Annotated in this window: 13 protein-coding genes; 9 read left to right on the forward strand and 4 right to left on the reverse strand. The window is 28.7% G+C overall.

Annotated elements, in window-relative coordinates:
• Positions 1-62 precede the first annotated feature (62 nt).
• From PHEL85_RS08735 to PHEL85_RS08765, 7 genes are all read left to right on the forward strand, one after another.
• The gene (locus PHEL85_RS08735) at positions 63-3,440 is read left to right on the forward strand and encodes a hypothetical protein (RefSeq protein ID WP_036824070.1); all 3,378 of its coding nucleotides are present in this window, start codon (positions 63-65) and stop codon (positions 3,438-3,440) included.
• A 71-nt stretch (positions 3,441-3,511) separates the two neighbouring features.
• Positions 3,512-3,901, forward strand: a complete 390-nt coding sequence (locus PHEL85_RS08740) for a hypothetical protein (protein ID WP_036824073.1) — start codon at positions 3,512-3,514, stop codon at positions 3,899-3,901.
• A 71-nt stretch (positions 3,902-3,972) separates the two neighbouring features.
• Positions 3,973-8,286: a CusA/CzcA family heavy metal efflux RND transporter gene (locus PHEL85_RS08745; protein WP_036824076.1), complete on the forward strand. Its 4,314-nt coding sequence runs from the start codon at positions 3,973-3,975 to the stop codon at positions 8,284-8,286.
• Between the two features lie 14 nt (positions 8,287-8,300).
• On the forward strand, positions 8,301-9,431 hold the full coding sequence (locus tag PHEL85_RS08750) for an efflux RND transporter periplasmic adaptor subunit (RefSeq protein ID WP_036824079.1): 1,131 nt from the start codon (positions 8,301-8,303) through the stop codon (positions 9,429-9,431).
• 103 nt (positions 9,432-9,534) lie between these two features.
• The gene (locus PHEL85_RS08755) at positions 9,535-10,053 is read left to right on the forward strand and encodes a DUF3575 domain-containing protein (RefSeq protein ID WP_036824081.1); all 519 of its coding nucleotides are present in this window, start codon (positions 9,535-9,537) and stop codon (positions 10,051-10,053) included.
• A 71-nt stretch (positions 10,054-10,124) separates the two neighbouring features.
• The gene (locus PHEL85_RS08760; protein WP_036824083.1) at positions 10,125-10,622 is read left to right on the forward strand and encodes a hypothetical protein; all 498 of its coding nucleotides are present in this window, start codon (positions 10,125-10,127) and stop codon (positions 10,620-10,622) included.
• Between the two features lie 252 nt (positions 10,623-10,874).
• Complete coding sequence (locus tag PHEL85_RS08765; protein ID WP_036824085.1) at positions 10,875-11,228, forward strand: hypothetical protein; 354 nt, start codon at positions 10,875-10,877, stop codon at positions 11,226-11,228.
• Between the two features lie 72 nt (positions 11,229-11,300).
• Here the strand turns inward: PHEL85_RS08765 and PHEL85_RS08770 are convergent, their stop codons facing one another.
• Both PHEL85_RS08770 and PHEL85_RS08775 read right to left on the reverse strand, forming a co-directional pair.
• Positions 11,301-13,265 carry a hypothetical protein gene (locus PHEL85_RS08770; RefSeq protein ID WP_036824088.1) on the reverse strand — a complete coding sequence of 655 codons (1,965 nt, stop codon included), beginning with the start codon at positions 13,263-13,265 and terminating at the stop codon, positions 11,301-11,303.
• Positions 13,266-13,395: 130 nt separating this feature from the next.
• Positions 13,396-16,194 (reverse strand): TonB-dependent receptor, encoded by a 2,799-nt coding sequence (locus tag PHEL85_RS08775; protein ID WP_036824089.1) that lies wholly within the window; start codon positions 16,192-16,194, stop codon positions 13,396-13,398.
• A gap of 338 nt (positions 16,195-16,532) precedes the next feature.
• Between PHEL85_RS08775 and PHEL85_RS08780 the strand changes: the two genes are divergently transcribed.
• Positions 16,533-17,762, forward strand: a complete 1,230-nt coding sequence (locus PHEL85_RS08780; protein ID WP_036824092.1) for a porin — start codon at positions 16,533-16,535, stop codon at positions 17,760-17,762.
• Positions 17,763-17,841: 79 nt separating this feature from the next.
• On the forward strand, positions 17,842-20,121 hold the full coding sequence (locus PHEL85_RS08785; protein WP_036824095.1) for an inorganic phosphate transporter: 2,280 nt from the start codon (positions 17,842-17,844) through the stop codon (positions 20,119-20,121).
• 64 nt (positions 20,122-20,185) lie between these two features.
• On the opposite strand, the gene PHEL85_RS08790 is transcribed toward PHEL85_RS08785, so the two are convergent.
• Together PHEL85_RS08790 and uvrC are read right to left on the reverse strand one after the other, a co-directional pair.
• Positions 20,186-22,387 carry a patatin-like phospholipase family protein gene (locus PHEL85_RS08790; protein ID WP_036824097.1) on the reverse strand — a complete coding sequence of 734 codons (2,202 nt, stop codon included), beginning with the start codon at positions 22,385-22,387 and terminating at the stop codon, positions 20,186-20,188.
• Complete coding sequence (gene uvrC, locus PHEL85_RS08795) at positions 22,384-24,180, reverse strand: excinuclease ABC subunit UvrC (RefSeq protein WP_036824100.1); 1,797 nt, start codon at positions 24,178-24,180, stop codon at positions 22,384-22,386. The genes PHEL85_RS08790 and uvrC overlap by 4 nt, the downstream gene beginning before the upstream one ends.
• Between the last annotated feature and the right edge of the window lie 19 nt (positions 24,181-24,199).

The following is a 24,199-nucleotide window of genomic DNA, read 5'->3' on the forward strand; positions in this document are numbered from 1 at the left end:
ATTATTTATTTTATTTCAAATATTAAAAAACATATTTTTACGTTAAGATTGTATCGTTTTTTATGACTCAAAAAATACTCTTTTTTTTATTACTTTTTATTGGATTATCAATCCAATCTCAAACAATATCTACAGATTTTAGAGTGAAGAAATTTTTGATTGAAAAAGATACCATTCAATTAGATTCTGTGGCTTTAAATCCTCAAAATTTTAAAGTTTTGGATGCTTCTTTAAAAGTAATTCCTACATCAGAATATAAAACAGATTTTAGCAATGCAATCTTAATAATCAATTCTAAAAAATATCCAGAAATTACTGTAGAATATTTTAGAATTCCAGATTTTATCACCAAAATTTACACTCCTTTTGATGAGAAATTTATTTTCCCAAACAGAACAAATTCAGGTGAATTATACAGCTTATCCAAAAACAAAAAATCATCCGAAATAAAACTTTTTGACGGTTTACAAACCAAAGGTTTTATTACAAGAGGAGTTACTTCTGGAAACAATCAAAATGCAGTAACAAACTCTGCTTTAGATTTAGAAATATCTGGTAAACTCTCTAAAGATGTAACATTAAGAGCTAATGTTTTTGATACAAATATCCCTATTCAAGAAAATGGATATTCGCAAAACATTACAGATTTCGATCGAATTTTTATTGAAATGTTTACTGACAATTGGCATGTAAAAGCAGGTGATATTTCTTTACAAAACTCAGAGAGTTATTTTATGCCTATTAGCAAACAAATTGCAGGTTTAAGAGTAGAAGCAAAAATCAATAAAAACCTAAAAGTTGCAGCTTCTGGTGCAGTTGTTAGAGGTAAATTTAATCGTTATAAAGTTACTGGAAGTGAAGGAAATCAAGGACCTTATAAAATTTATGGTGTAAATAATGAAGCTGCCATTATAATTATTGGAGGCAGTGAAAAAGTTTACATAAACGGAATTGAAATTGAACGTGGAGAAGATAAAGAATATATGATAGATTATAATTTAGCAGAAATTTCTTTTAATACAACATATCCTATTACAAACGATATGAGAATTACTGTAGAATTTCAATATTCTGACAGAAATTATACACGATTTGTTACTTATGAAGAAGCAAACTATACAAGTGAAAAATTAAATATAAGCGCCTATTTTTACAATGAAAATGATGCTAAAAATCAACCTTTACAACAAAGTTTAACTGATAGCCAAAAACAAATTTTAGCTGATGCTGGAAGTGATGCAAGTTTAATGGTGGCAGAAAGTGCTTTTTTAGACGCTTTTGATGAAAACAAAATACTCTACAAAAAAGTAATTAATGGCACTATAGAAACTTTCGAATATTCTAAAGATTCTAACGAAGAACTCTATTTTGTAACTTTTACAAATGTTGGGGCTAATAGTGGAAATTATCAATTAGACAGAAGCACAGCAATTGGAAACATTTTTGTTTATGTAGGTGTAAATCAAGGAAACTACAGCCCTATTATTAAATTAACGCCTCCTACAAAACAACAAACATTTGTGTTAAAATCTAATTATGATTCAACTAAGAAAACAAAAATAAATTCTGAAATAGCCATCAGTAATAATGATGCAAATTTATTCTCTACAAAAGATAATGCAAATAATGTTGCAGTTGCTGCAAAAGTAGATTGGCAACAAATTTTGGTTGACAAAAAATGGCAATTAAAAAGTGCTATTTCTCATGAATTTGTTCAAAATAATTTTAGCACAGAAATAAGGTGGGAAACTGTTGAGTTTAACAGAGATTGGAACATTTTAACCAACAACGCTACCAAAAACTATTTTCAATCTGAATTAATGCTTCAGAATAAAAAAAATGATTTTGTTTTATACAGATATAACAACTTAAATTACCCAAATACATTTAACGGAAATAAACATGAATTGCAATCTAAAATGAAGCTTCAAAAAACTTCTTTTTATATTGATGGAAGCTTTTTAACAAACACCTCAACTACAGAAGATAATTCGTTTTTTAGGGCAAAAGCAAAAGCAGAAAGAGATTTTAATAAAAAATGGTTAGGTACTTTTATCAATTTTGAAACAAATTCTAGACAAAACATCAACACAAAAGAATATATAAATACAAGTCATCGATTTAAAGAAATTGAAACTTATATTGGTATTGGAGATAGTACAAATGTCTTTGCCAAACTTGGTTTTAATTATAGAAATAATGACAGTATTAAATCGAATACTTTTACTGAAATAAATAATAGAAAAACAATTTATTTAAACAGTAAACTGATACAAAACAAAAAAACCAATCTAAGTATTTTTGCAAATTATAGATTGACCGAAAATAAGTTTGCAGATGATGAAAAATCACTGAATTCTAGAGTTGTTTTTAATCAAAAACTATTTAAAAACTTTATTAATTTAGGTACTGTTTATGAAACCTCATCTGGTAATATTGCAAGGCAAGAGTATATTTATGTAAAAACAGAACCCGGTTTGGGTTATTATACTTGGATTGACTATAACTCTGATGGTGTTCAAGATTTTGACGAGTTTGAAATTGCAGAATTTCAAGATCAGGCATCATACTTACGTTTGCCAAAACCTAATTTGCAATTTATTGCTACTCAAAGAGCTAAGTTTACACAATCTTTAACTTTAAACCCTAATGTTTGGTCTTCTAAAAAAGGAGTCAAAAAAATACTTTCTAAATTTTACAATCAAAGTTTTTTAAGTGTAGAAAATGAACAAGAAAGAATTGGAAATACATTTAATTTTAATCCTTTCGATTTTGATGAAAGTAAATTAATAGGACTTAGTTTTAACCTTAGAAACAGTCTTTATTTTAACAAAAACTTACAAAAATACAGTGTTACTTACACCTTTGGAAAAAACAGAAATCAGCAACAATATTTTATAGGAAATCAAGAAAACAACATTAAATTACATCAAATAGATTTTGCTCATAAATTTAAAACATTCTGGTTATTTGAATTGATGGGAAAAACAGCTACAAATGATTTAGAGACTGAAAATTTCAACAATAGAAATTACTCAATAAATGCAAATGAAATTCAGCCAAAAATTAGTTTTTTGTACAATGAAAACAATCGTTTTACAGCTTTTTACCATTTTAAAAACAAAGAAAATCAGTTGCAAAATTTCGAAGAATTGAACCAACAAAAATTTGGTCTAGAATATTTTTACATCAACAGTAAAAAAAATCAAATTTCTGCCAATGCAAATGTGTTTTTAAATGATTTTACAGGAGATACAAATACACCTGTTGCTTACCAAATGTTAGAAGGTTTGCAGTCTGGTAAAAATTATACTTGGAATGTTTTATTCAATCAAAAATTAAACGCTTTTTTAAATTTGAATTTAAATTATTTAGGTAGAAAAAGTGAAGATTCAAAAACCATACATACAGGAAGTATACAATTAAGAGCTACTTTTTAATATGTTAAATTCTTAATTATGTAACAATTATATCATAAATAGTTGAAAAAAAGTATTTAATTTGTAATGTAATGATGAAATTATCTGCTATACTATTATCAAGTTTAATTCTCTTACAGAGTCTTAATATTGGTTTGGAATCTTTTACAAAAGTAAAAGTAATGTTAGAACATGCCCAATATCATCAAGATAAATATGGTGATACTTTTTTTGAGTTTTTATCTGAACATTATGGCGAAGATCAATATCTAGCTAGCAATAAACATAAAGAGCATGAAAAGTTACCTTTTAAGCATAATTCTCAAACTTGCAGTCATTTAATTACTGATTTTACATTAAATCCAATAATTTTTGAGATTGGAAATCGTCCAATTCTAGAAATTTCTTCTAGTTTCATTTACAAAGAATCATCTTCCTCTTTTGAAAAATCTTCTGTTTTTCAACCACCAAAATTAACATAATTCACCACTGATTAAAGTCATTTCTTAATAAGCTATTTTTCAATAGCTTACAATGTTTTAATATATGAATTATGTTAGAAAATATTATAAAATTCAGCTTAAAAAATAAGCTTGTTATCCTACTTTTTATAGCTTCTGTTATTGGTCTCGGAATATATTCCTTAAGTCAAATACCTATTGGAGCCGTTCCAGATATTACCAATAACCAAGTGCAAGTTATTACTACATCTAGAAATTTGTCTACTCAAGATGTAGAGCAATTTATCACGTATCCTGTGGAGTTAGAAATGGCTAATCTTCCAGGAGTTGAAGAAATTCGTTCGGTTTCTAAATTTGGTCTTTCTGTTGTTACTATTGTTTTTAATGACGATTTGGGAACTTATTTACCAAGACAATTAATTGCTGAAAAAATAAAATCAGCTTCCGAAAAAATCCCACAAGGTTTTGGGTCTCCAGAAATGGGACCAATAACAACTGGTTTGGGTGAAATTTATCAATACATTTTAGATGTAAAACCAGGTTTCGAAAATCGTTATTCAGCCACAGAATTAAGAACGATTCAAGACTGGATTGTAAAACGTCAACTATCAGGAATCCCTGGAGTCGTTGAAGTGAATACTTGGGGAGGCTTTTTAAAACAATACGAAGTTGCCATCAATCCACAGAAATTAAAAGCAATGAATATTGCTATTTCAGATATTTATTTAGCGTTAGAAAAAAACAATAGTGTTGCTGGTGGTGGTTATATTGAAAAAACTAACCAATCTTTTTTTATTCGAGGAGAAGGATTGATAAAATCTCTTGAAGATGTTGGTAATATTGTTGTTAAAAATGAAGGTTTACCAATTTATATAAAAGATATAGCAGAAGTTGGTTTTGGAAGTGCAACTCGTTTTGGTGCTATCACAGGAAATGGTGAAGGAGAAAAAGTACTTGGCCAAGTGATGATGCTAAAAAATGGTAATTCTAAACAAGTTATTGATGCTGTTAAAGAGCGCGTATCTTCCATTCAAGGTTCTTTACCAGAAGGCGTTTATATTAATGGATTTTTAGAAAGAAGTGAATTAATTGGTAAAACTACTTTTACAGTTGCCGAAAATTTAATATTAGGATCACTAATCGTAATATTTGTTGTGGTTTTATTGTTAGGAAATTTAAGGTCTGGTTTAGTAGTTGCCTCAGTAATACCTTTGAGCTTACTATTTGCAATCTCGTTAATGAACATTTTTGGAATTGATGCCAATTTGATGAGTTTAGGTGCTATCGATTTTGGGATTATTATTGATGGAGCCGTTATTATTGTTGAATATATTGCGTTTCAAATTACAGCTCAAGCAGGTAAAATAGAGTCCTTATCAAAAGAAGAACAACAAACAGATGTAGATACTATTACACTTAAAAGTGCTTCTAAAATGATGAATTCTGCTATTTTTGGACAACTCATCATACTTATTGTTTTTATACCAATTTTATCATTAAGTGGCGTTGAAGGCAAAATGTTTAAACCAATGGCATTAACCTTCAGTTTTGCATTAATTGGAGCAATGATATTTTGTTTAACCTATGTTCCTGTAATTTCTTCAATGTTTTTAAAACCTAGTAAACAAAGTGATAAAAACATTTCTGTACGTTTAATGAAGTTCTTAACAAAAATATATAAACCTACAATTCATTGGGCATTAGGTCATAAAAAAACAGTGATTTCACTTTCAGTTATATTATTAGTTTCTAGCATTTGGGTTTTTAGTAAAATGGGTGGTGAATTTGTACCAACTTTAGATGAAGGAGATTTTGTAATTCAACCTGTTTTAAAAACCGGAACTTCATTAAGCAAAACAATTGACATTACTACAAAGATTGAACAAATTCTTCTTGATAATTTCCCAGAAGTAGATCAAGTAGTAAGTAGAATTGGAGCTGCAGAAGTTCCTACAGACCCAATGTCTATGGAAGAAAGTGATGTAATTATCAAATTAAAACCAAAAAAAGAATGGACATCTGCTAAAAGTAAAGATGAATTGGCAGATAAATTTAAAGAAGCTTTAACCGTAATTCCTGGTATGGAAGTAGAGTTTACACAACCTATAGAAATGCGTTTTAATGAATTAATTACTGGTGTTAGAGCTGATGTTGCTATCAAAATATTTGGTGAAGATTTATCTGTTTTAGCAAACAAAGCTGATGAAATAAAATCACTAATTCAAAATGTGGAAGGAGCGTCAGATATTATCATTGAAAAAGTGGAAGGTTTACCTCAAATGAGTGTGAATTATAACCGAAATAAAATTGCGCGTTATGGTTTAAATATTGCCGATTTAAATGAGGTAATTTCTATGGGGTTTTCTGGTGGAGTAGCTGGAAGTGTTTTTGAAGGTGAAAAACGTTTCGATTTGGTTATTCGTTTAGACAAAGAGCATCGAAAAAACTTAGAAAGCCTTCAAAATTTATATGTAGACACACCTAATGGAACAAAAATTCCGATGAATGAATTGGCAGAAATTAATTATACAACTGTACCTGCAAAAATCTCTAGAGATGATACTAAACGTCGTATTGTAGTTGGTATTAATGTGAGAAATCGAGATTTACAGTCGGTTGTTGACGATGTGCAATCAATTATTGAAAATAACCTAAAATTACCAACAGGATATACAATTTCTTATGGAGGACAATTTGAAAATCTTCAAAGTGCAAAAGCACGATTAATGATTGCAGTTCCAATTGCATTGGTTCTTATTTTTATTTTACTCCATTTTGCTTTTGGATCTATTAAAGAAGCTCTTATGGTATATTCTGCAATTCCTTTATCTGCTGTTGGTGGTATTTTATTATTATGGATTAGAGATTTACCTTTTAGTATTTCTGCAGGAGTTGGGTTTATTGCACTTTTCGGAATTGCAGTTTTAAATGGTATTGTTTTAATTGAACATTTTAAAGAACTAAAAGAGCAAGGTGTTACAGATATAAAAGAGCGAATAGAAAGAGGAACATCTGAACGTTTGCGTCCTGTAATATTAACTGCTGCTGCTGCTGCTTTAGGTTTTTTACCGATGGCAATTTCTACAAATGCAGGAGCAGAAGTACAACGTCCATTAGCAACAGTAGTTATTGGGGGATTGGCAACAGCTACCATTTTAACATTAGTTGTATTACCTGTTTTATATGCTTGGTTTGAAGAAAAAACGGAATTAAAAATGAAGAAAAAAGGAATATTTTCAGTATTAATTATACTGTTTTCGTTTACAGTAAATGCACAGCAAAAATCGTTAACTATTGATGAAGTAATTGCATTAACTATAGAGAATAACGCTAATTTAAAAGCATCTTCTTTAAAAGTTGATGCATCTAAAGCATTAATGGGAAGTGCTTTTGATTTTGACAAAACATCTATCTATTATAATTATGATGAGAATAATTTAGCAATAAATAATCTGCCTTTAAAAATATTTGGTATTGCGCAAGACTTTAAATTCCCAACAGTCTATTTTGCCAATAAAAAGGTTCATAAAGCTAAAAATATCATCGAAAAAGCTAATTACAATATTAAATTAGAAGAAATTAAAAGAGATGTGTATTTGTCTTATTATAATTTGAGTTATGCTAAAAACAAAGTCAAAATATACCGTTTTTTAGATAGTTTATATCAAAATTTTACAAAAGTAGCAACACGTCGTTTTGAGTTAGGTGAAACCAATTATTTAGAAATGATTACTGCAAAATCTAAGCAAAAGCAGTTGCAAACCTTGTTTAGACAATCACAACAAGAAGTAATTTTACATTATGAGCAGCTTAAACAAGTGGTGCAAGTAGATCATATTGCAATTGAAGAAAGTATATTAATAAAACTTCCGTTAAAAAATATTTCTAAAGAAAATAATGTTGGTTTACAATATTTTGAAGATTCAAAAACCTATTACAAAGCTTTGCTTCAGCAAGAAAAACAACAATTACTTCCAGATTTAAGTGTAGAATATTTTCAAGGTAGAAATAACACTTTAAATAATAGTATTGAAGGATATCAATTTGGAATAAAAATTCCGTTGTTGTTTGGTGGAAAATCATCAAAGATAAAAGCTTCAAAAATTGCAACAGAAATTGTTGAGGAACAACAAAATGATTATAAGGCAAAACTTTTTGCAGCATACAATAAGCTATTGGCAAAACTTAAACAACATGAAGATGCTGTAAGTTATTATGAAACTCAAGGAAAATCTTTATCTCATGAAATTATAAAAACAGCCGAAATTAGTTTTAAAAACGGTGAAATAGACTTTTTTCAATACATACAAAGTATTGAAAATGCTACTGAGATTGAATTAAATTATCTTGATAATTTACAAATGTACAATCAAACAGTTATTGCAATAAATTATTTAATCTTATAAGAAATACAAACGTTATGAAACGCATATATATATTACTTTTTTCACTTGTATTAATCTCTTGTGGAAAGTCTGAAAAAAACGCAGAAACTGCAAAAAAACAAGTTGCTAATGATAATTCTATAACTATTACTCAGTCTCAATTTGGCTCAGAAAAAATGGAATTAGGTACACTCACAGAACAATCTTTTAATAAAACTGTAAAAACGAATGGAATGATTGATGTTCCACCACAAAACAGAGCAAATGTTAGTGCTTTTTTAAGTGGTTATGTAAAAAGAACACCATTATTAGTTGGAGATAAAGTTAAAAAAGGGCAATTAGTAGTTACACTTGAAAACACTGAGTTTATAGAAATTCAACAGCAATTTTTAGAAATTTCGGAACAACTTAATTACTTAAAATCTGAGTTTGAAAGACAGCAAACTTTGTATAATGAAAAAATTACTTCTCAAAAGAACTTTTTAAAAGCAGAAAGTACTTATAAAACTTCTCTAGCAAGTTATAATGGTTTGCAAAAACAATTACAAATGATGAATATGAACCCAACTTCTGTAGCACAAGGAAATATTTCATCAACTATAAATATATATGCTCCAATTGACGGTTATGTTACAAAAGTTTATGCGAGTAATGGTGCGTATATATCTTCTTCAAATCCAATTGTAGAAATTATAAATACAGATCATATACATTTAGAATTATCTGTTTTTGAAAAAGATATTTTAAAGATTAAAAAAGGTCAGCAGATTAATTTTAAAGTTCCTGAAGCTTCAAATAAAGTTTTTAAAGCGGAAGTTCATTTAGTAGGAACTTCTATAGATACATCAAGAACAATTACAGTGCATGGACATATAGAAAATGAAGAAACAATTAATTTTGTTACAGGAATGTTTGTTGAAGCAGAAATAATTATTGATGCTAAAAAAGGACAAGCACTCCCCAAAGATGCTGTTTTAGAAATTGGGAATAATTACTTTGCTTTAATTTTAAATAATCAGAAAGATGGTAATTATACTTTTAATAAAGTAAAACTTGATGTTGGAGAAAATAATGAATCCTATTTAGAAATATTAAACACTGAGGATTTTGAAAACAAAAAAATTTTGACAAAAGGAAGCTTTATGCTACATCTTGAAAATGAGTGAATTAAATAACTATAAAAATTTTAAGAGTCTTTTTTATATCATTAATTGTTTTTCTTGGCTCATTTTTTGATACGTTTGCATCAATCAACCTAAAAAATGAATTATGAAAAAAATTAGCTTATTAGTTTTATTATTTATTACAACAATTTCTATTGCACAGGAAAAAGAAGAAAAACACCCACAAGACACCAATAAAAAACATGAAGTAAAAATTAATGCACTTACCTTACTTGCAGCAAAATGGATAGATGTTTCTTACGAGAGACTGATTGATGAAGAATCTTCTTTTGGAACAGCAATAACTTTAAATACGGACTCTGAAATCTCAGATTTAAAATATTCTATAACTCCTTATTATAGACGTTATTTTTCAGGAAAATTTGCTCGTGGTTTCTTTGTTGAAGGTTTTGGAATGCTTTTCTCTGCAGATGACAATAATTTTTTTAATAGTAATAATGAAAAAATAACAGGTTTAGCACTAGGTATTTCTGTTGGTGGAAAATTTGTTTCTAATAAAGGTTTTTCTACTGAATTATTATTAGGTTTTGGTAGAAACTTTCTAGAGAGTAATAATAATGAAGGTGTTGGTAGAATTGGAATATCTTTAGGATACAGATTCTAAAAACAACCTTAATTTTGTATGTTTGTAATATAATTATATCTCATACAATACGTTATACACAAAAATAAAATATGAAAAAAATACTTTTAGCGCTTGGGCTTTTAATTAGTTCTTTAGGATATTCTCAGCAAGAACTTAAATTAGATATTGGAGATGCTTTAGTTATTAAAGCTTTAGAATTTTCTTATGAAAATTATTTAACTGAAAATACTTCTTTTGGTGTTTCTGCTCTTTTTAACTTAAATAAACAAGACGTTTCCTTTAGATATAAAGAGAATACAATGATTACTCCTTATTATCGTCAATATTTCTCTACAAACGAACAATGGAACTTTTTTGGTGAAGGTTTTCTTGGTATAAATACAGGAAAAAAAGAATCTATTGAAGATTCTGGAAATTATGATGTAAAATATACAGATGGTGCTTTAGGTATTGCTGTTGGAACAAAATACATTAGTTCTAGTGGATTAATTATTGATTTATATGGAGGTATTGGTAGAAATTTATTTGGTTCTAACTCTCCTACACTAGTTCCTAGATTAGGTTTAAATATTGGTTGGAGATTCTAATTAACTCCATTTTATATAAAAAAACCTCTTGAAATAGATTATTTCAAGAGGTTTTTTTGGTTTTACAACTAAAATATTCATTTCCAATGTTAAGCTTTTACCTTTAAAAATAATATAAACAACTCATTATTAGTTTTTTATGTTGTTTTTTCTTTTTTTATGTGTTAACTTAATGTTATGTAATTGTATATTTAACGTAATTTATTAGTATATTTGTGTAAGCAAAATGTTAATTACTAAAAACCAAAGAAGATGAAGAAAGCAATTTTACTAGCAATATTATTTATATCAGCAATAGGATATTCTCAAGATAAAGCAACTACTTACGAAAAAGAAGGAGACTTAGTGAAAGCTACCTACTTTTATGATAATGGCGATGTTAAAGTTCAAGGTTTTTTTAAGGATAAAAAATTAACTGGAACATGGACAAGTTTTGACAAACAAGGAAACAAAACTCAAATCGCTCAATACAATGAGGGTAAAAAAGTTGGAAAATGGTTTGTTTGGAATAATGATTCTTTAAAAGAAATTAATTACGTTAACAATGTTATTGTTAATGTTAATGATTGGAAATCTGAATCTAGACTTGCAATTAATAATAAATAATTCAAATAATTTTCAAATGTAAAAAAGCAGGCTTTAAAAGCCTGCTTTTTTTATTCAATCAATATCAATTTATTATAAACCTGCACTTTTCCAAGACCAAGTACTAACATCAACTTTAGTTCCTGTTTTGTAATCTGCAGTAGTTGAAGCAGAAACATCATCAATAATAACATTGTCTAATGAACCTCCATCTACCATATCTATATCAAGATCATAACCTTCTAACCAGATATTTGTAATAGTTCCTCCAGAATTTTTCTTAAACTGTAACCCTGTTCCACCAACTGTAGAAATTGCTGTTAAGTTTACAAATTTAGGATTCAAATTATCTTTATCGCCTTCAAAAGCAGTAGAAAAACCAGATACAGTATGAGAAATATACGTATTTGTTAAAGTACCATTCCAACCTTCTGTCCAATCTACAGAATCATCTTCGTTATTTTCTAAGTAAATATTTGATGCAGAAACAGTTCCTCCAAAAAACTCAACTCCATCATCTGCTCCATTAATTACAGAAATGTTTTCTATTGTAGTTCCAGAACCAACTGCGTAAAAAGAAATTCCATTGTATTGAGAATCTGCATTAATTTGAGCACCTGTTCCTTTAATTACTAAGTATTTAATAGACCCAGAGCTATCTGCATTATTAGTTCCTCCATAAATAAAACCACCAACTTCTGCTTCTGCATCTTCACCAGCAGTAGTAGTTGCATCTCCACAAATTGTTAATCCACCCCAATCTCCAGCTGTTCCAGCAGCAGAAGAAAATACAACTGGATTAGTAGCTGTTCCTTGAATATCTATTTTACCACCTTTTAAAACTGCAATGTAAACACCTGTACCACCATTTCTAGCTTCAATTTTTGTTCCTGCAGGAATTACTAATTCTCCACCATCTTGAACAATGTAAGATGAATTTAATTTATAGCTTACAGAAGCGTCTAAAGTTACAGTACCAGTTACAGTACCTTGTAAAATTGAAGTAGGAATTGAAACACTAGAATTTACCCAAGTAAAATCTGAAGCAGTAACACTTGGTGCATTTGTATAAGACAATAATGGGTTTGCAGCAACACCATCAATTAAAACATTTGTTAATGGCCCATCATCTTTCATATCGATTGACACATCATAACCTGTTAAAGATAAACCTGTAATTGTACCTCCAGATTGTAATTTAAATTGTAAAGCTGTACCACCAACAGTAGAAACTGCAGTAATATTATTAAATTTAGGATTGTTATTTTGCTTGTCTCCTTCAAAAACAGTTGAAAATCCAGAAACTGTATGAGAAATGTAAGCATTATCTACAGTTCCACTCCATCCTTCAGTCCAATCAATTGAATCATCTTCATTGTTTTCTAAGTATAAATTACTTGCAGAAACAGTTCCTCCAAAAAATTCAAAACCATCATCAGAACCATTAATTACAGCAACATTACTAATTGTTGTTCCAGAACCAACTGCATATAAAGAAACTCCATTATATTGAGAATCTGCATTAATTTGAGCTCCTGTTCCTTTAATAATTAAATAATTGATTGATCCAGAATTGTCTGTATCATTTGTTCCACCATAGATAAAACCACCAACTTCTGCTTCTGCATCTACGCCCGCAGTTGTAGTTGCATCTCCACAAATTGTTAATCCACCCCAATCTCCTGGATTTCCAGAAGCAGAAGTCATAAACACAGGGTTTGAAGAAGTACCTTGAATATCTATTTTACCACCTTTTAAAACTGCAATGTAAACATTTGTTCCTCCATTTGCTGCTTGAATTCTTGTTCCTGCAGGAATTGTTAATGTTACACCTGATTGAACAATAAATGAAGAACTTAAATTATAAATTGTACTAGAACTTAATGTGAAATCCTCTTCTAAGTTTCCACTCATAACTCCAGAGTTTAAGTTTCCTATAACTTCTGATGTTGGCTCTTCAATAATTATAGAAGGTTCATCACTACCACAATTTGTGAATGATAAAGTAGCAATAGAAAAAGCTACGATGTTTAAAATTTTAAAAACTGATTTTTTCATTTTTAGTATAATATGTTTATTAATTTTCTACAAAGAAATCGACTTATTCTCTAATTATCTTTACCTAAATATTAATAATATGTTAGCTTTTATATTCTTTTTGTTGTTTTGTTAAGTAATCGTTAATTACTTAAAAATCATATTTAAACCCTAATGTTAACTGACTTCCTTTTTTGTAAGAAAGCACAGTTTCATTAGTTTCAACACCTGTTATAATGTCTTTAATGTCTTGCGTTTGCTTAATTTCTGGGTTCATTAAGTTTCTACCAACTAGTTTTATTTGTAAATTCTTTGTTAACTCTTTACTCATCACTAAATCTAACGTAACAAAACCTTTTTCTATAATTTGATCATTAAATTCTGTAGCTCTGTTTGCATACCCTTCTGCACCTCCTAAAGAAAATATTTTATCCGAAGAATAATTACCTGTTAAGGTTGCTAAAAATTCTTTTTCTTTTTTGTTGCTGAAGCTTAAAGAACTATTAACAATAAAATCTGATGCACCTTGTAAGCTAGATTCTGTAGCATCTTTATATTGAAAGTTTTCAAATAAATCTTGATTTAACCACATTTTAGTAATGTTACCAGTTATGTTTAAAATCCCTTCATCATCACTATTTTTAATTAAATCTGTTTTTGCTTCTAATTCAAAACCATAAACAGTAGCTTTATCTCCAGTATTTGCGTAGAAAAAATACCCTGATGAACCTCTTGTTAACGCTAAATTGATAGGATTATTAATTTGCTTGTAAAATGCAGTTGCAGAAAATAACTGTCCTCTATTTGGAAACATTTCATATTTTAAATCCCAATTATAAATTTCTGATTTTTCTAAATCTGGATTTCCTTTTGTAACACGACCTGTTGGAGAAACATATTCAAAAGGAGCTAATTCTTTAAACTCTGGTAAAGTTTGTGTAATACTAGATGCAAAACGTAAATATTGATTTTCATTTACTTCAAACTTTAGGTTTACACTTGGGTAAAAACTTTCGTAAGTTTTATCTAAAATCCCTATTCTACCTACATAATTACCAACATCCCAAAGTACTTTTATTTCATCTTTTTCATAACGAAAACCTAGATTACCAGATAATTTATCCAAAGAAAAATCGAAGTTTACAAAACCTGCCATAATATCTAAATCTGCTTCATATCTATCTGTAGGTTGTGTTGTTAATGTTAATCCATTATTAAAACCTGTAGATGTAAAAGTTGTTGATAATTGATCTATAGAAGGTGCAGTAAAATCTTTTGCTTTAACACCAACAAATAACGATTTAAAGGTTCTTTCTTTATGTCTATAATTAAAGCCGTAGTTTAAAGCAAACGGTTTATCATCATTTTCATCAGGTAAACCCAAAGCCCATTTATTTTCTACAAGTGCATTGTATTCTATATCTTCAATTTTTTGGCTAGATTTTCTTTGTTGATAATCGCCAACGTGTGCATATTGAATTGTTGGAGAAACATCAATATTTAAAATATTTACTTCGTTTCTAATTCTATTTGGTTCTTCTGCCAATACAAAATTATAACCAGCTGCCCAATTTAAAGTATTGTTTTCATTCCATTTATGCTCACCTAATAATTGATTGATAAAAAGTGTTGTTTGTTTAAAGTTTTGATCTCTTACAAATGCGCCATCATCTTGTGGATCTTGATCATACACATATCCATAACCTTTTCTACCTTGTTCGTATAAGTTATCAATTCCGTTATTAACAAATAGTGTATTGTATTTAAGCTTATTATTCTCATTAAATTTAAAACCAACATTTATATAACCTGTTGTATTTGTGGTTGAGATATATTGCTCAACATCTTTTTCATTAGAACTTACTCCTCTATCAATATTAACTTGTCTTGTTACAGCTGGAAAAGAGGTGTTTAAAACATTTAATCTATAAGAATTAAAAACGCCTTCTCTATACTCAAATGATTTAGAGTGAGAACCTGCTACAAATATTGCCAGGTCTTTACCAAAGATTTCAAATTTTCTTCCGGCAGAAAAAGAACCACTAAAGTTAATAGGAGTAGAAATAGTTTCTGTATCCCAACCTTGATAGGTAATTGCATCTTGAAGTGCGTATTGCTTTTTATGAAAGCCTAAAGTAACATCGTTGTTAATAACAGTACTTCTAAATGAGTTAGAAACATCTAAAACATTTGTATTTACACCACCAGATAACGAAATAGTAAATTCTTTACCTGAGTATTCTTTAGAGTTTACATCTACATTACCAGAACCTTGATCTGCATAACTAGAAGTTGTGTATGTTTTGCTAATTCCTACATTTTTAATAATGTTGGTAGAAAACAAATTAAGGTTTATATTTTTATTATTTACATCATCAGAAGGAATTGGTAATCCATTCATTGTTGTAGATAAATATCTATCTCCTAAACCTCTAATATAAATATCTCCAGAACCTTCACTTTTAGTAACACCAGAAATTTTAGTTGTTGCTGTTGCTGCATCAGAAACACCAATTTTAGATAAGGTTTGCGCCCCTATACTTTCTTTAATTATAGTTGCTTTTTTTTGATCTAATAAAAGTGCAGAAACTGACTCTTTATTCTTAGAAGATTTAACAACAATTTCATCTAAAGAAACACCTTCTTCAGCAGACATTAATTGATTGACTGTAACTGTTTGTCCTGCAGAAATTGTAAAAGATTTTTCTATCGTTTTATAACCTAAAAAACTAAAAACAACAATATGATTTCCTTCTGATACACTTAAAACATAGTTACCGTCAAAATCTGTGGTAGTTCCAATGCTAGTTCCTTTAATTTGAACATTTGCAAAAGGTAATGGCTCATTATTTGTTTCTTTGTCAGTTAATAAACCTTTTAATGTTCCTTTGCTTTGCGCTACTATAATTTGACTCAAAGCTAAAAATGTAATAAATAAAAATTTCTTCATTATATATGTATAATTTACAAGTGCAAAAGTCCATTGCGTTTGTAAAGTATATGTTAGTTCTAAATTACGATTGTATTACAGAAACATTAAATTAATGTTAACTACAAAAAAATCATTAACAGTTTCTTAATTTACAGAAAACATTAATTTTAAATATTAGTTACATTTTTGTAGAAATCTTTATAAGATTATGTCATCATAAATTAATTAGTTTTTGTCAACTATTTTATATGACTAACTGCCTTCGGCCAAGGCAGTTTTTTTTTGTTTTCTTAATACTTCATTAACATTAACTTAACATAACTATAAGTTCTTTGCAGTGACAAAAACTAATAATTATGAATTTAACTAAACTACGTTCTGTAGTTTCTGTAATTTGTATTTCTGCTTTCTTAAGTATTAATGCGCAGAAAACGAATGCTCCAAAATTTGGAAAAGGACTTTTTAATTTAGTTGGACAAGATAGTACTTGGACAATGAAAGTAGGTGCAAGATTTCAAACACTAGTTACCTCTCAATGGGATGCCAGCAATGGTCTTACTAATCCAGAATCTTCTATGTTAATAAGAAGATCTCGTTTAAAATTTGATGGTTATGCTTTTTCTCCTAAATTAAAATATAAGTTAGAATTGGGGTTATCTAACAGAGATCAATCTGGCGCTTCTTACTATACACACAATTCATCAAGACAAATTTTAGATGCTGTCTTAAAATGGAATTTCTCAGGAAACTTTGTTTTATGGTTTGGACAAACTAAACTTCCTGGGAACAGAGAACGAGTAATTTCTTCAGCAAATTTACAACAAGTAGATCGTTCTTTATTAAATAGTAGATTTACTATTGATAGAGATATGGGAATTCAATTAAGACATAAATTTAACCTTTCAAAAAACTTTGTTGTAAAAGAAATTTTCTCAATTGCTCAAGGTGAAGGAAGAAATATTACTAGAGGTAACCAAGGTGGACATCAATTTACTACAAGAGTTGAATTATTTCCTTTTGGAGAATTTGCTAGTAAAGGAGATTATAAAGGAAGTGATTTAAAATTTGAACAAAACCCAAAATTATCTCTTGGAGTTGCCTATGATTTTAATAACAATGCATCTAAAACAAGAAGTAATCAAGGTTCTTATATGTATATAAATAGTTCTTCAGAAGGTTCTAGTGCTGAATTTTACCAAACTAACATTTCTACATTATTTATCGACGCAATGTATAAGCATAAAGGTTTTTCTTTTATGGCAGAATATGCAAAAAGAAATGCAGATGATCCTTATGCAAAAAACTCTGATGGAACTTTAACAGGTGATGAAGTACAAGTTGGTAATGGTTTAAACTTACAGTCTGGATATATGCTTTCTAAAACAGTAGAACTTTCTGGTCGTTATACAAATATTTCTTTAGATAAAACAATTACTGGTAAAGGAGCAGAAAACCAATATACTTTAGGTTTATCTAAATATATTTCTGGTCATAGTTTAAAAGTACAAACAGATTTAAGCTATACTGATATTGGTTTTAGTACAAACCAATTATTGTATAGAGTTCAAGTAGACATTCACTTTTAACACATATTAACATAACATAAAGGTAACATTCACTACTTTATATGTTTGTAAATTTGCAAAACTAAATTTAAATTATATTATGGATAATATTTATTTACTCATGTTGATTGCCATTACAGTACTAGCTGTAGCGGATATTATAGTAGGAGTTAGTAACGATGCTATTAACTTTTTAAACTCTGCAATTGGATCTAAAGCGCTGTCTTTAAGAACGATTATGATTGTTGCCAGTTTAGGTATTTTTATTGGTGCAGTATTTTCTAGTGGAATGATGGAGGTTGCCAGAAAAGGTATTTTTGTTCCTGCTCAATTTGAGTTTGGAGAGATTATGCTAATTTTTATGGCTGTAATGATTACAGACATACTTTTACTAGACTTTTTCAACACACTAGGTCTTCCAACCTCAACTACAGTTTCTATTGTATTTAATTTATTAGGAGCTGCTGTTGTAATGTCTTTAATTAAAATTAGTCACTCAGATACTGAAACCTTAGCCGATTTAGCAAACTATATTAATACTGCAAAAGCTATTGAGATTATAACAGGTATATTACTATCAGTAGTAATTGCTTTCTCTGTTGGTGCATTTGTTCAATGGGTTTCTAGACTTATATTTACTTTTAACTATGAGAAAAAAGTAAAAAACTTCGGAATTATTTTTGGAGGAGTAGCGCTAACAGCAATTACTTATTTTATTTTCCTTAAAGGCTTAAAAGGAACTCCATATTATAAAGATTTAAAAAGTGTATTAGAAGGTAACGAAATCTTCATAATTATAGGAAGTTTTATTTTCTGGACATTATTTTCTTTCATATTTGAAAAAACAACTAAAAAAACAGTTTTATTAGTTGTTATAGCAATTGGAACATTTGGATTAGCGTTAGCTTTTTCTGGAAATGACTTGGTAAACTTTATTGGTGTACCAATGGCTGCTTATCACTCATACGAGGCATGGGTTGCTGGAGGAATGGACACTACAATGTCTATGGCTGTATTAGAGAAAAAAGTACCCGCAGAACCTTTTTTACTATTTATTGCAGGTACTATTATGGTACTTACTTTATGGTTCTCTAAAAAAGCAAAAACAGTTGCTGAGACAGAAATAAGCCTTTCTCGTCAAGGAGAAACTCACGAGAAATTTGACCCAAATGGAATTTCAAGAGCTATTGTAAAAAGTACTACTCAATTAGCTTCTTATTTTTCTGCTATTATTCCATCATCTGTTTCAAAAAGTATTGGAAAGAGTTTTGAAAAACCAAATTATACAATGACAAAGAATCAAAGTATTGATGCACCTGCATTTGATATGATTCGTGCTTCTGTAAATTTAATGGTGGCTGGAGTATTAATTGCAATTGCAACATCAATGAAATTACCTTTATCAACAACATATGTTACTTTTATGGTGGCAATGGGAACTTCTTTAGCAGACAGAGCTTGGGGAAGTGAAAGTGCTGTTTATAGAGTTGCTGGGGTATTAAATGTAATTGGTGGTTGGTTTGGAACTGCAATTGGAGCATTTATTGCTGCAGGTATTGTAGTATTCTTAATTAACTTTAACCCAAGTGTTATAGTACCAATTTTACTTTTATTAACAGCTTTATTATTATATAGAAATTATAAATCTCATAAAGTTAAATCATCAAAAACAGAAGATGAAGATAGCTTAAGTGAAGCAGAAAGTAGTTCTGTTCAAGGTGTTATTCATGAAAGTGCTAAAAACATTTCTAAAGTAGTTAAGCGTACAAATAGAATTTATTCTAATTCTATTGCAGGTTTAGCAAAACAAGATATCTCTTTACTTAAAAAGAGTAAAAATCAAGTTGTTAAATTAACTGATGAAATTGATGATTTAAGAGATAATATTACCTATTTTATTAAAAACTTAGATGCATCAAGTTTAGAAGCAAGTGGCTTTTATATTAATATTTTAGGTCATTTACAAGACATGTCTCAATCTTTAGAATATATTTCTAAAATAAGTTATAAGCACATCAATAACAACCATAAAAAATTAAAAAGTAGTCAAATCAATGAACTTGAAGTAATTGATGAGCAGTTAGAGATTTTATTTAATGATATTGAAAAAGCATTTAAATCGGAATCTTTTGATAAGATAGGAGTTATCTTAAAAGAAAAGAAAGTTATTTATACTTTATTGAATCAAAAAATAGAAAAACAAATTGAACGTACTCGTTTAGAAGAATCTAGTCCAAAAAATACAACTTTACACTTTGGTATTCTTTTAGAAACAAAAGATTTAGTTGATGCAACTATGAACCTTTTAGAAGATTATCATAACTCTTTTGATAGTTCAATTGAGCCAGCAACTATTAATAATCCAGATGAAACTAAATAACGTTTAGTATAAGTTAAAAAAACCATGAATTTCTTCATGGTTTTTTTTTGTTTTAATAATTTCCTTAAAACCAAAAGCCTAAATTAAATAACCAATACTTCTGATTATTATCTGGAGACCAACTATACTTTATCTCTATTGGTCCAATAAAAGTATTGTAGCTATAACCTAGAGCGTAACCAGATATTATATCTTTAAAAAGATCTATATCTCTAAAAACATTGCCATCTAATCTTCCATAATTTGCAATAAACGATGCATAATGTTTATCTGCAATTTCATATCTTAAATTAAATTCTGATTTTATAAAACTGTCATCAGAAAGTTCTGCAAAATCATATCCATAGAAAGAAACAAAGGTATTGATGTAATTTTGATTGTAACCTCCCACATAAAAATCAAAAACCTCAGAATTGTTTTTGTTTAAGGTAAAACCTGCTTCATTGGTCATTTGAAAAGTAATTTTATCCGAAAAAGTAGCAGCAAAACCTAAAGTTCCTTTTGTTTGTGCAAAACTTGAAAAATCTTCATTATAATCTGATGAAACCATGAACCATTTAAAGTTAAAATCAGCAAAATACCCTTTTGTTGGAAAGTACTTTTTATCATATGTGTCTAGCTTTAAATAACCAAAACTGTTTAAGTAATTACTATTATCAAAAGTAGTATCATGACTGTTTGCAGAAGCAATTGTTTCTGTTGTTGCTTTTAAATATTTATGCTCTAAACCAATACCAATTGCAAACCTTCTATTAAAAGTGGTTTGTAAAAAAAATTGATTCGTAATATCTGTATATCTCAAATCAATACTACTAATTGTAGGAAACTGAGAAACAATTGGATTAAACTTAGAGTTAGCTCTAAAGTGATTGTATCTAGATTTAAAACCATAACTAATATAAAATCCATTATCTACAAAATAATCGAGATTGAACCTTAAGTTATCACCCAAAATCATGTCTAATGAAAACAAATCATTTTCTAATAATACATTTTTTTTATTATAATTTACAAGAACTCCAGATCGATATAAGAAATCGTAATGAACTCCCAATTTTAAATTTGCATTTTCAGTAGATTCTTTTACTGTGAATTTTAAAGAATACGTATTGTCTTCCTTTTTAATTAAATTATATACTACTCTTTCGTAATTTTTGGTTGCTGATAATAAATGAATTCTTTTAGTAATTTCTTTTCTTGAAAGACTATCACCTTTCCTAATTTTCACTTTCCCTAAAACAAAAGCTCTTGTAAAATTCTTAGAACCTATTAAATCAATATCTGAGATTAAGTATTTCTTTTCATCAAAATTTAATTTCTTACGTTCTTTTTTAATCGTTTGTTTTAAAGCAAGTTCTTCAAAAACTGAAGCAAACTTTTTTCCTTCTTCGATTCCTTTTTCTAGAATCTCTATTTTTTTATCAAAACTTACAACATTGTATCCTTTAATTTTGGGATGGATATATACATCTAACCTCTTTTTTTCTTTACCCGTTATACTATACATTTGATAACTAACAATCTGATTCATAATATCTAAAACAGAATTTAGTTTTTCTTTTTGAGATAATTCTCCTTCAACATCTACACCAATAACAATATCCATTCCTTTAGATTTTATAATTGAAACAGGAAAATTATTTGCAACCCCTCCATCAACCAACAATTTATCTTCTAAAACAACAGGATTTAATAAGGTAGGAAAAGAACTACTTGCTCTCAATGCCAAAGCCAAAGATCCGTTTTCTAACAAAATAGCACCACCGTTTTCAACATCTGTAGCAATACAAAAAAAAGGAATCGGTAATTTATTAAAATCTGTAACACCTTCTACAGAAGCTAACAATTCAGACAAAAGATTTAACACACTTTGTCCTTTAGAAACTGCTTTTGGCAAACCTAAAGCACCATTTTTAACAGGTAAAGTTATCATTGTTTTTTCACCAAACTCTTTTTCGAAAAAAGGTTCAGAATTTCTTGGTAATTTATCCTGTAATAAAGAGATAAAATCGGTTTCTAAAACTATTTTTTCTATTTGCTCACCAGAATAACCAATTGCGTATAAACCACCAACAATTGCACCCATACTTGTACCTCCAATATAATCTATCTGTAAACCAGCTTTGTCAATTTCTTTTAAAATACCAATATGAGCAAACCCTTTTGCACCTCCACCACTTAAAACCAAACCAATTTTTGGTTGTTTTTCTTGACTATAAAAAACAATTGAGCATAATACAAAAACAGTTACTATAAACTTTTTCATTTTTTTGGTGGATGAAAATATTGAAAAACCTTTGTAGCTCTCGCGTTTCCAATAACTTCTACCAAATCTTCTTTAGAAGCTTCTTTAACACGTTTTGCCGACTTAAATTTACGCAATAAAGTTGTAATAGTCTGTGTACCAACATCAGGAATTTGCTCTAATTCACTTTTAATGGCACTTTTACTTCTTTTATTTCTGTGAAACGTAATTCCAAATCTGTGCGCTTCATTTCTTAAGTATTGTGTAATCTTTAAAGTTTCAGATTTTTTATCTAAATACAAAGGAATTGGGTCTCCTGGATAATAAATTTCTTCCAAGCGTTTTGCTATTCCAATAATGGCAATTTTACCTCTTAAACCTAAAATATCTAAACTTTTTAAAGCGGATGATAATTGTCCTTTTCCTCCATCAACAATAATTAATTGTGGTAAAGGTTGGTCTTCTGCCAACAAACGTTTGTATCTTCTGTAAACAACTTCTTCCATAGATGCAAAATCATCTGGCCCATCAACTGTTTTAATATTGTAATGTCTGTAATCTTTTTTACTTGGCTTACCATCTTTAAAAACTACACAAGCAGCAACAGGGTTTGTACCTTGTATGTTAGAGTTATCAAAACATTCTATATGTCTTGGCTCAACGGAAAGGCGTAAATCCTTTTTCATTTGCGCCATAATTCGTTTAACATGTCTATCTGGGTCAACAATTTGAATCTGTTTAAATTGCTCTTGTCTGTAATATTTTGCATTTCTTTCAGACAATTCTACAATGCGTTTTTTATCTCCTAATTTAGGAATTGTAACTTTCAAGTTTTCACCTAAATCTACTTTAAAAGGAACATAAACTTCTGGCGATTGAGAATCGAAACGTTGCCTAATTTCAACAATAAAAAGTTCTAATAACTCTTTATCAGTTTCGTCTAATTTTTTCTTTATTTCTGTTGTATGAGATTGAATGATAGATCCGTTAGAAATCTTTAAAAAGTTTGCATAACCATGCGTTTCATCAGAAATAATAGAAAATACATCTACATTATTAATAGACGGGTTTATAATGGTAGATTTAGATTGATAATTACTTAATAAACTTAATTTCTCTTTAATTTTTTGCGCTTCTTCAAATTCCATTTTTTCAGCAAAACTCAACATCATTTTTTGAAACTTCTCTAAACTTTCTTTAAAATTACCTTTTATAATATTTCTAATTTCTTTGATAGAATTATTATAATGCGTTTCTGTTTCTAACCCTTCACAAGCGCCTTTACAGTTTTTTAAATGATACTCTAAACATACTTTGTACTTACCTTCATTTATATTTTGATGACTTAAATCGTAATTACAAGTTCTTAGCGGATACAATTCTTTTATTAAGTCTAATAAAACTCTTACAGTTCTTACAGAAGTGTATGGTCCAAAATATTCTGAACCATCTTTTATAACCCTACGCGTCATAAAAACTCTAGGAAAACGTTCTTTTTTAATACACAACCAAGGATAACTTTTATCATCCTTTAATAAAACATTATAACGTGGTTTGTATTTTTTGATTAAATTATTCTCTAATAATAAAGCATCTGTTTCTGTATTAACAACAATGTGTTTAATACGAACAATTTTTTTTACTAAAACCCTAGTTTTACCATTTTCGTGATTTTTATTGAAGTAAGAAGCAACTCTTTTTTTTAAGTTTTTCGCTTTACCAACATAAATAATTATATCTTCTTTATCAAAATACTGATATACACCAGGTTCATTTGGCAATGTTTTTATTTGAAGTTCTAAGGGTGTTGGCATCTAACGAAAATACACTTTT

This window comes from Polaribacter sp. Hel1_85 (assembly GCF_000766795.1).
Classification (GTDB): Bacteria; Bacteroidota; Bacteroidia; order Flavobacteriales; family Flavobacteriaceae; genus Polaribacter.

What these genes read in the sequence shown, in the direction of transcription:
- PHEL85_RS08740 (WP_036824073.1), top strand. Translation starts at nt 3,512, where the DNA reads ATGATGAAATTATCTGCTATACTATTATCAAGTTTAATTCTCTTACAG.
- PHEL85_RS08785 (WP_036824095.1), top strand. Translation starts at nt 17,842, where the DNA reads ATGGATAATATTTATTTACTCATGTTGATTGCCATTACAGTACTAGCT.
- PHEL85_RS08780 (WP_036824092.1), top strand. Translation starts at nt 16,533, where the DNA reads ATGAATTTAACTAAACTACGTTCTGTAGTTTCTGTAATTTGTATTTCT.
- PHEL85_RS08750 (WP_036824079.1), top strand. Translation starts at nt 8,301, where the DNA reads ATGAAACGCATATATATATTACTTTTTTCACTTGTATTAATCTCTTGT.
- PHEL85_RS08770 (WP_036824088.1), bottom strand. Translation starts at nt 13,265, where the DNA reads ATGAAAAAATCAGTTTTTAAAATTTTAAACATCGTAGCTTTTTCTATT.
- PHEL85_RS08755 (WP_036824081.1), top strand. Translation starts at nt 9,535, where the DNA reads ATGAAAAAAATTAGCTTATTAGTTTTATTATTTATTACAACAATTTCT.
- PHEL85_RS08745 (WP_036824076.1), top strand. Translation starts at nt 3,973, where the DNA reads ATGTTAGAAAATATTATAAAATTCAGCTTAAAAAATAAGCTTGTTATC.
- PHEL85_RS08760 (WP_036824083.1), top strand. Translation starts at nt 10,125, where the DNA reads ATGAAAAAAATACTTTTAGCGCTTGGGCTTTTAATTAGTTCTTTAGGA.
- PHEL85_RS08765 (WP_036824085.1), top strand. Translation starts at nt 10,875, where the DNA reads ATGAAGAAAGCAATTTTACTAGCAATATTATTTATATCAGCAATAGGA.
- PHEL85_RS08735 (WP_036824070.1), top strand. Translation starts at nt 63, where the DNA reads ATGACTCAAAAAATACTCTTTTTTTTATTACTTTTTATTGGATTATCA.
- PHEL85_RS08775 (WP_036824089.1), bottom strand. Translation starts at nt 16,194, where the DNA reads ATGAAGAAATTTTTATTTATTACATTTTTAGCTTTGAGTCAAATTATA.
- uvrC (WP_036824100.1), bottom strand. Translation starts at nt 24,180, where the DNA reads ATGCCAACACCCTTAGAACTTCAAATAAAAACATTGCCAAATGAACCT.
- PHEL85_RS08790 (WP_036824097.1), bottom strand. Translation starts at nt 22,387, where the DNA reads ATGAAAAAGTTTATAGTAACTGTTTTTGTATTATGCTCAATTGTTTTT.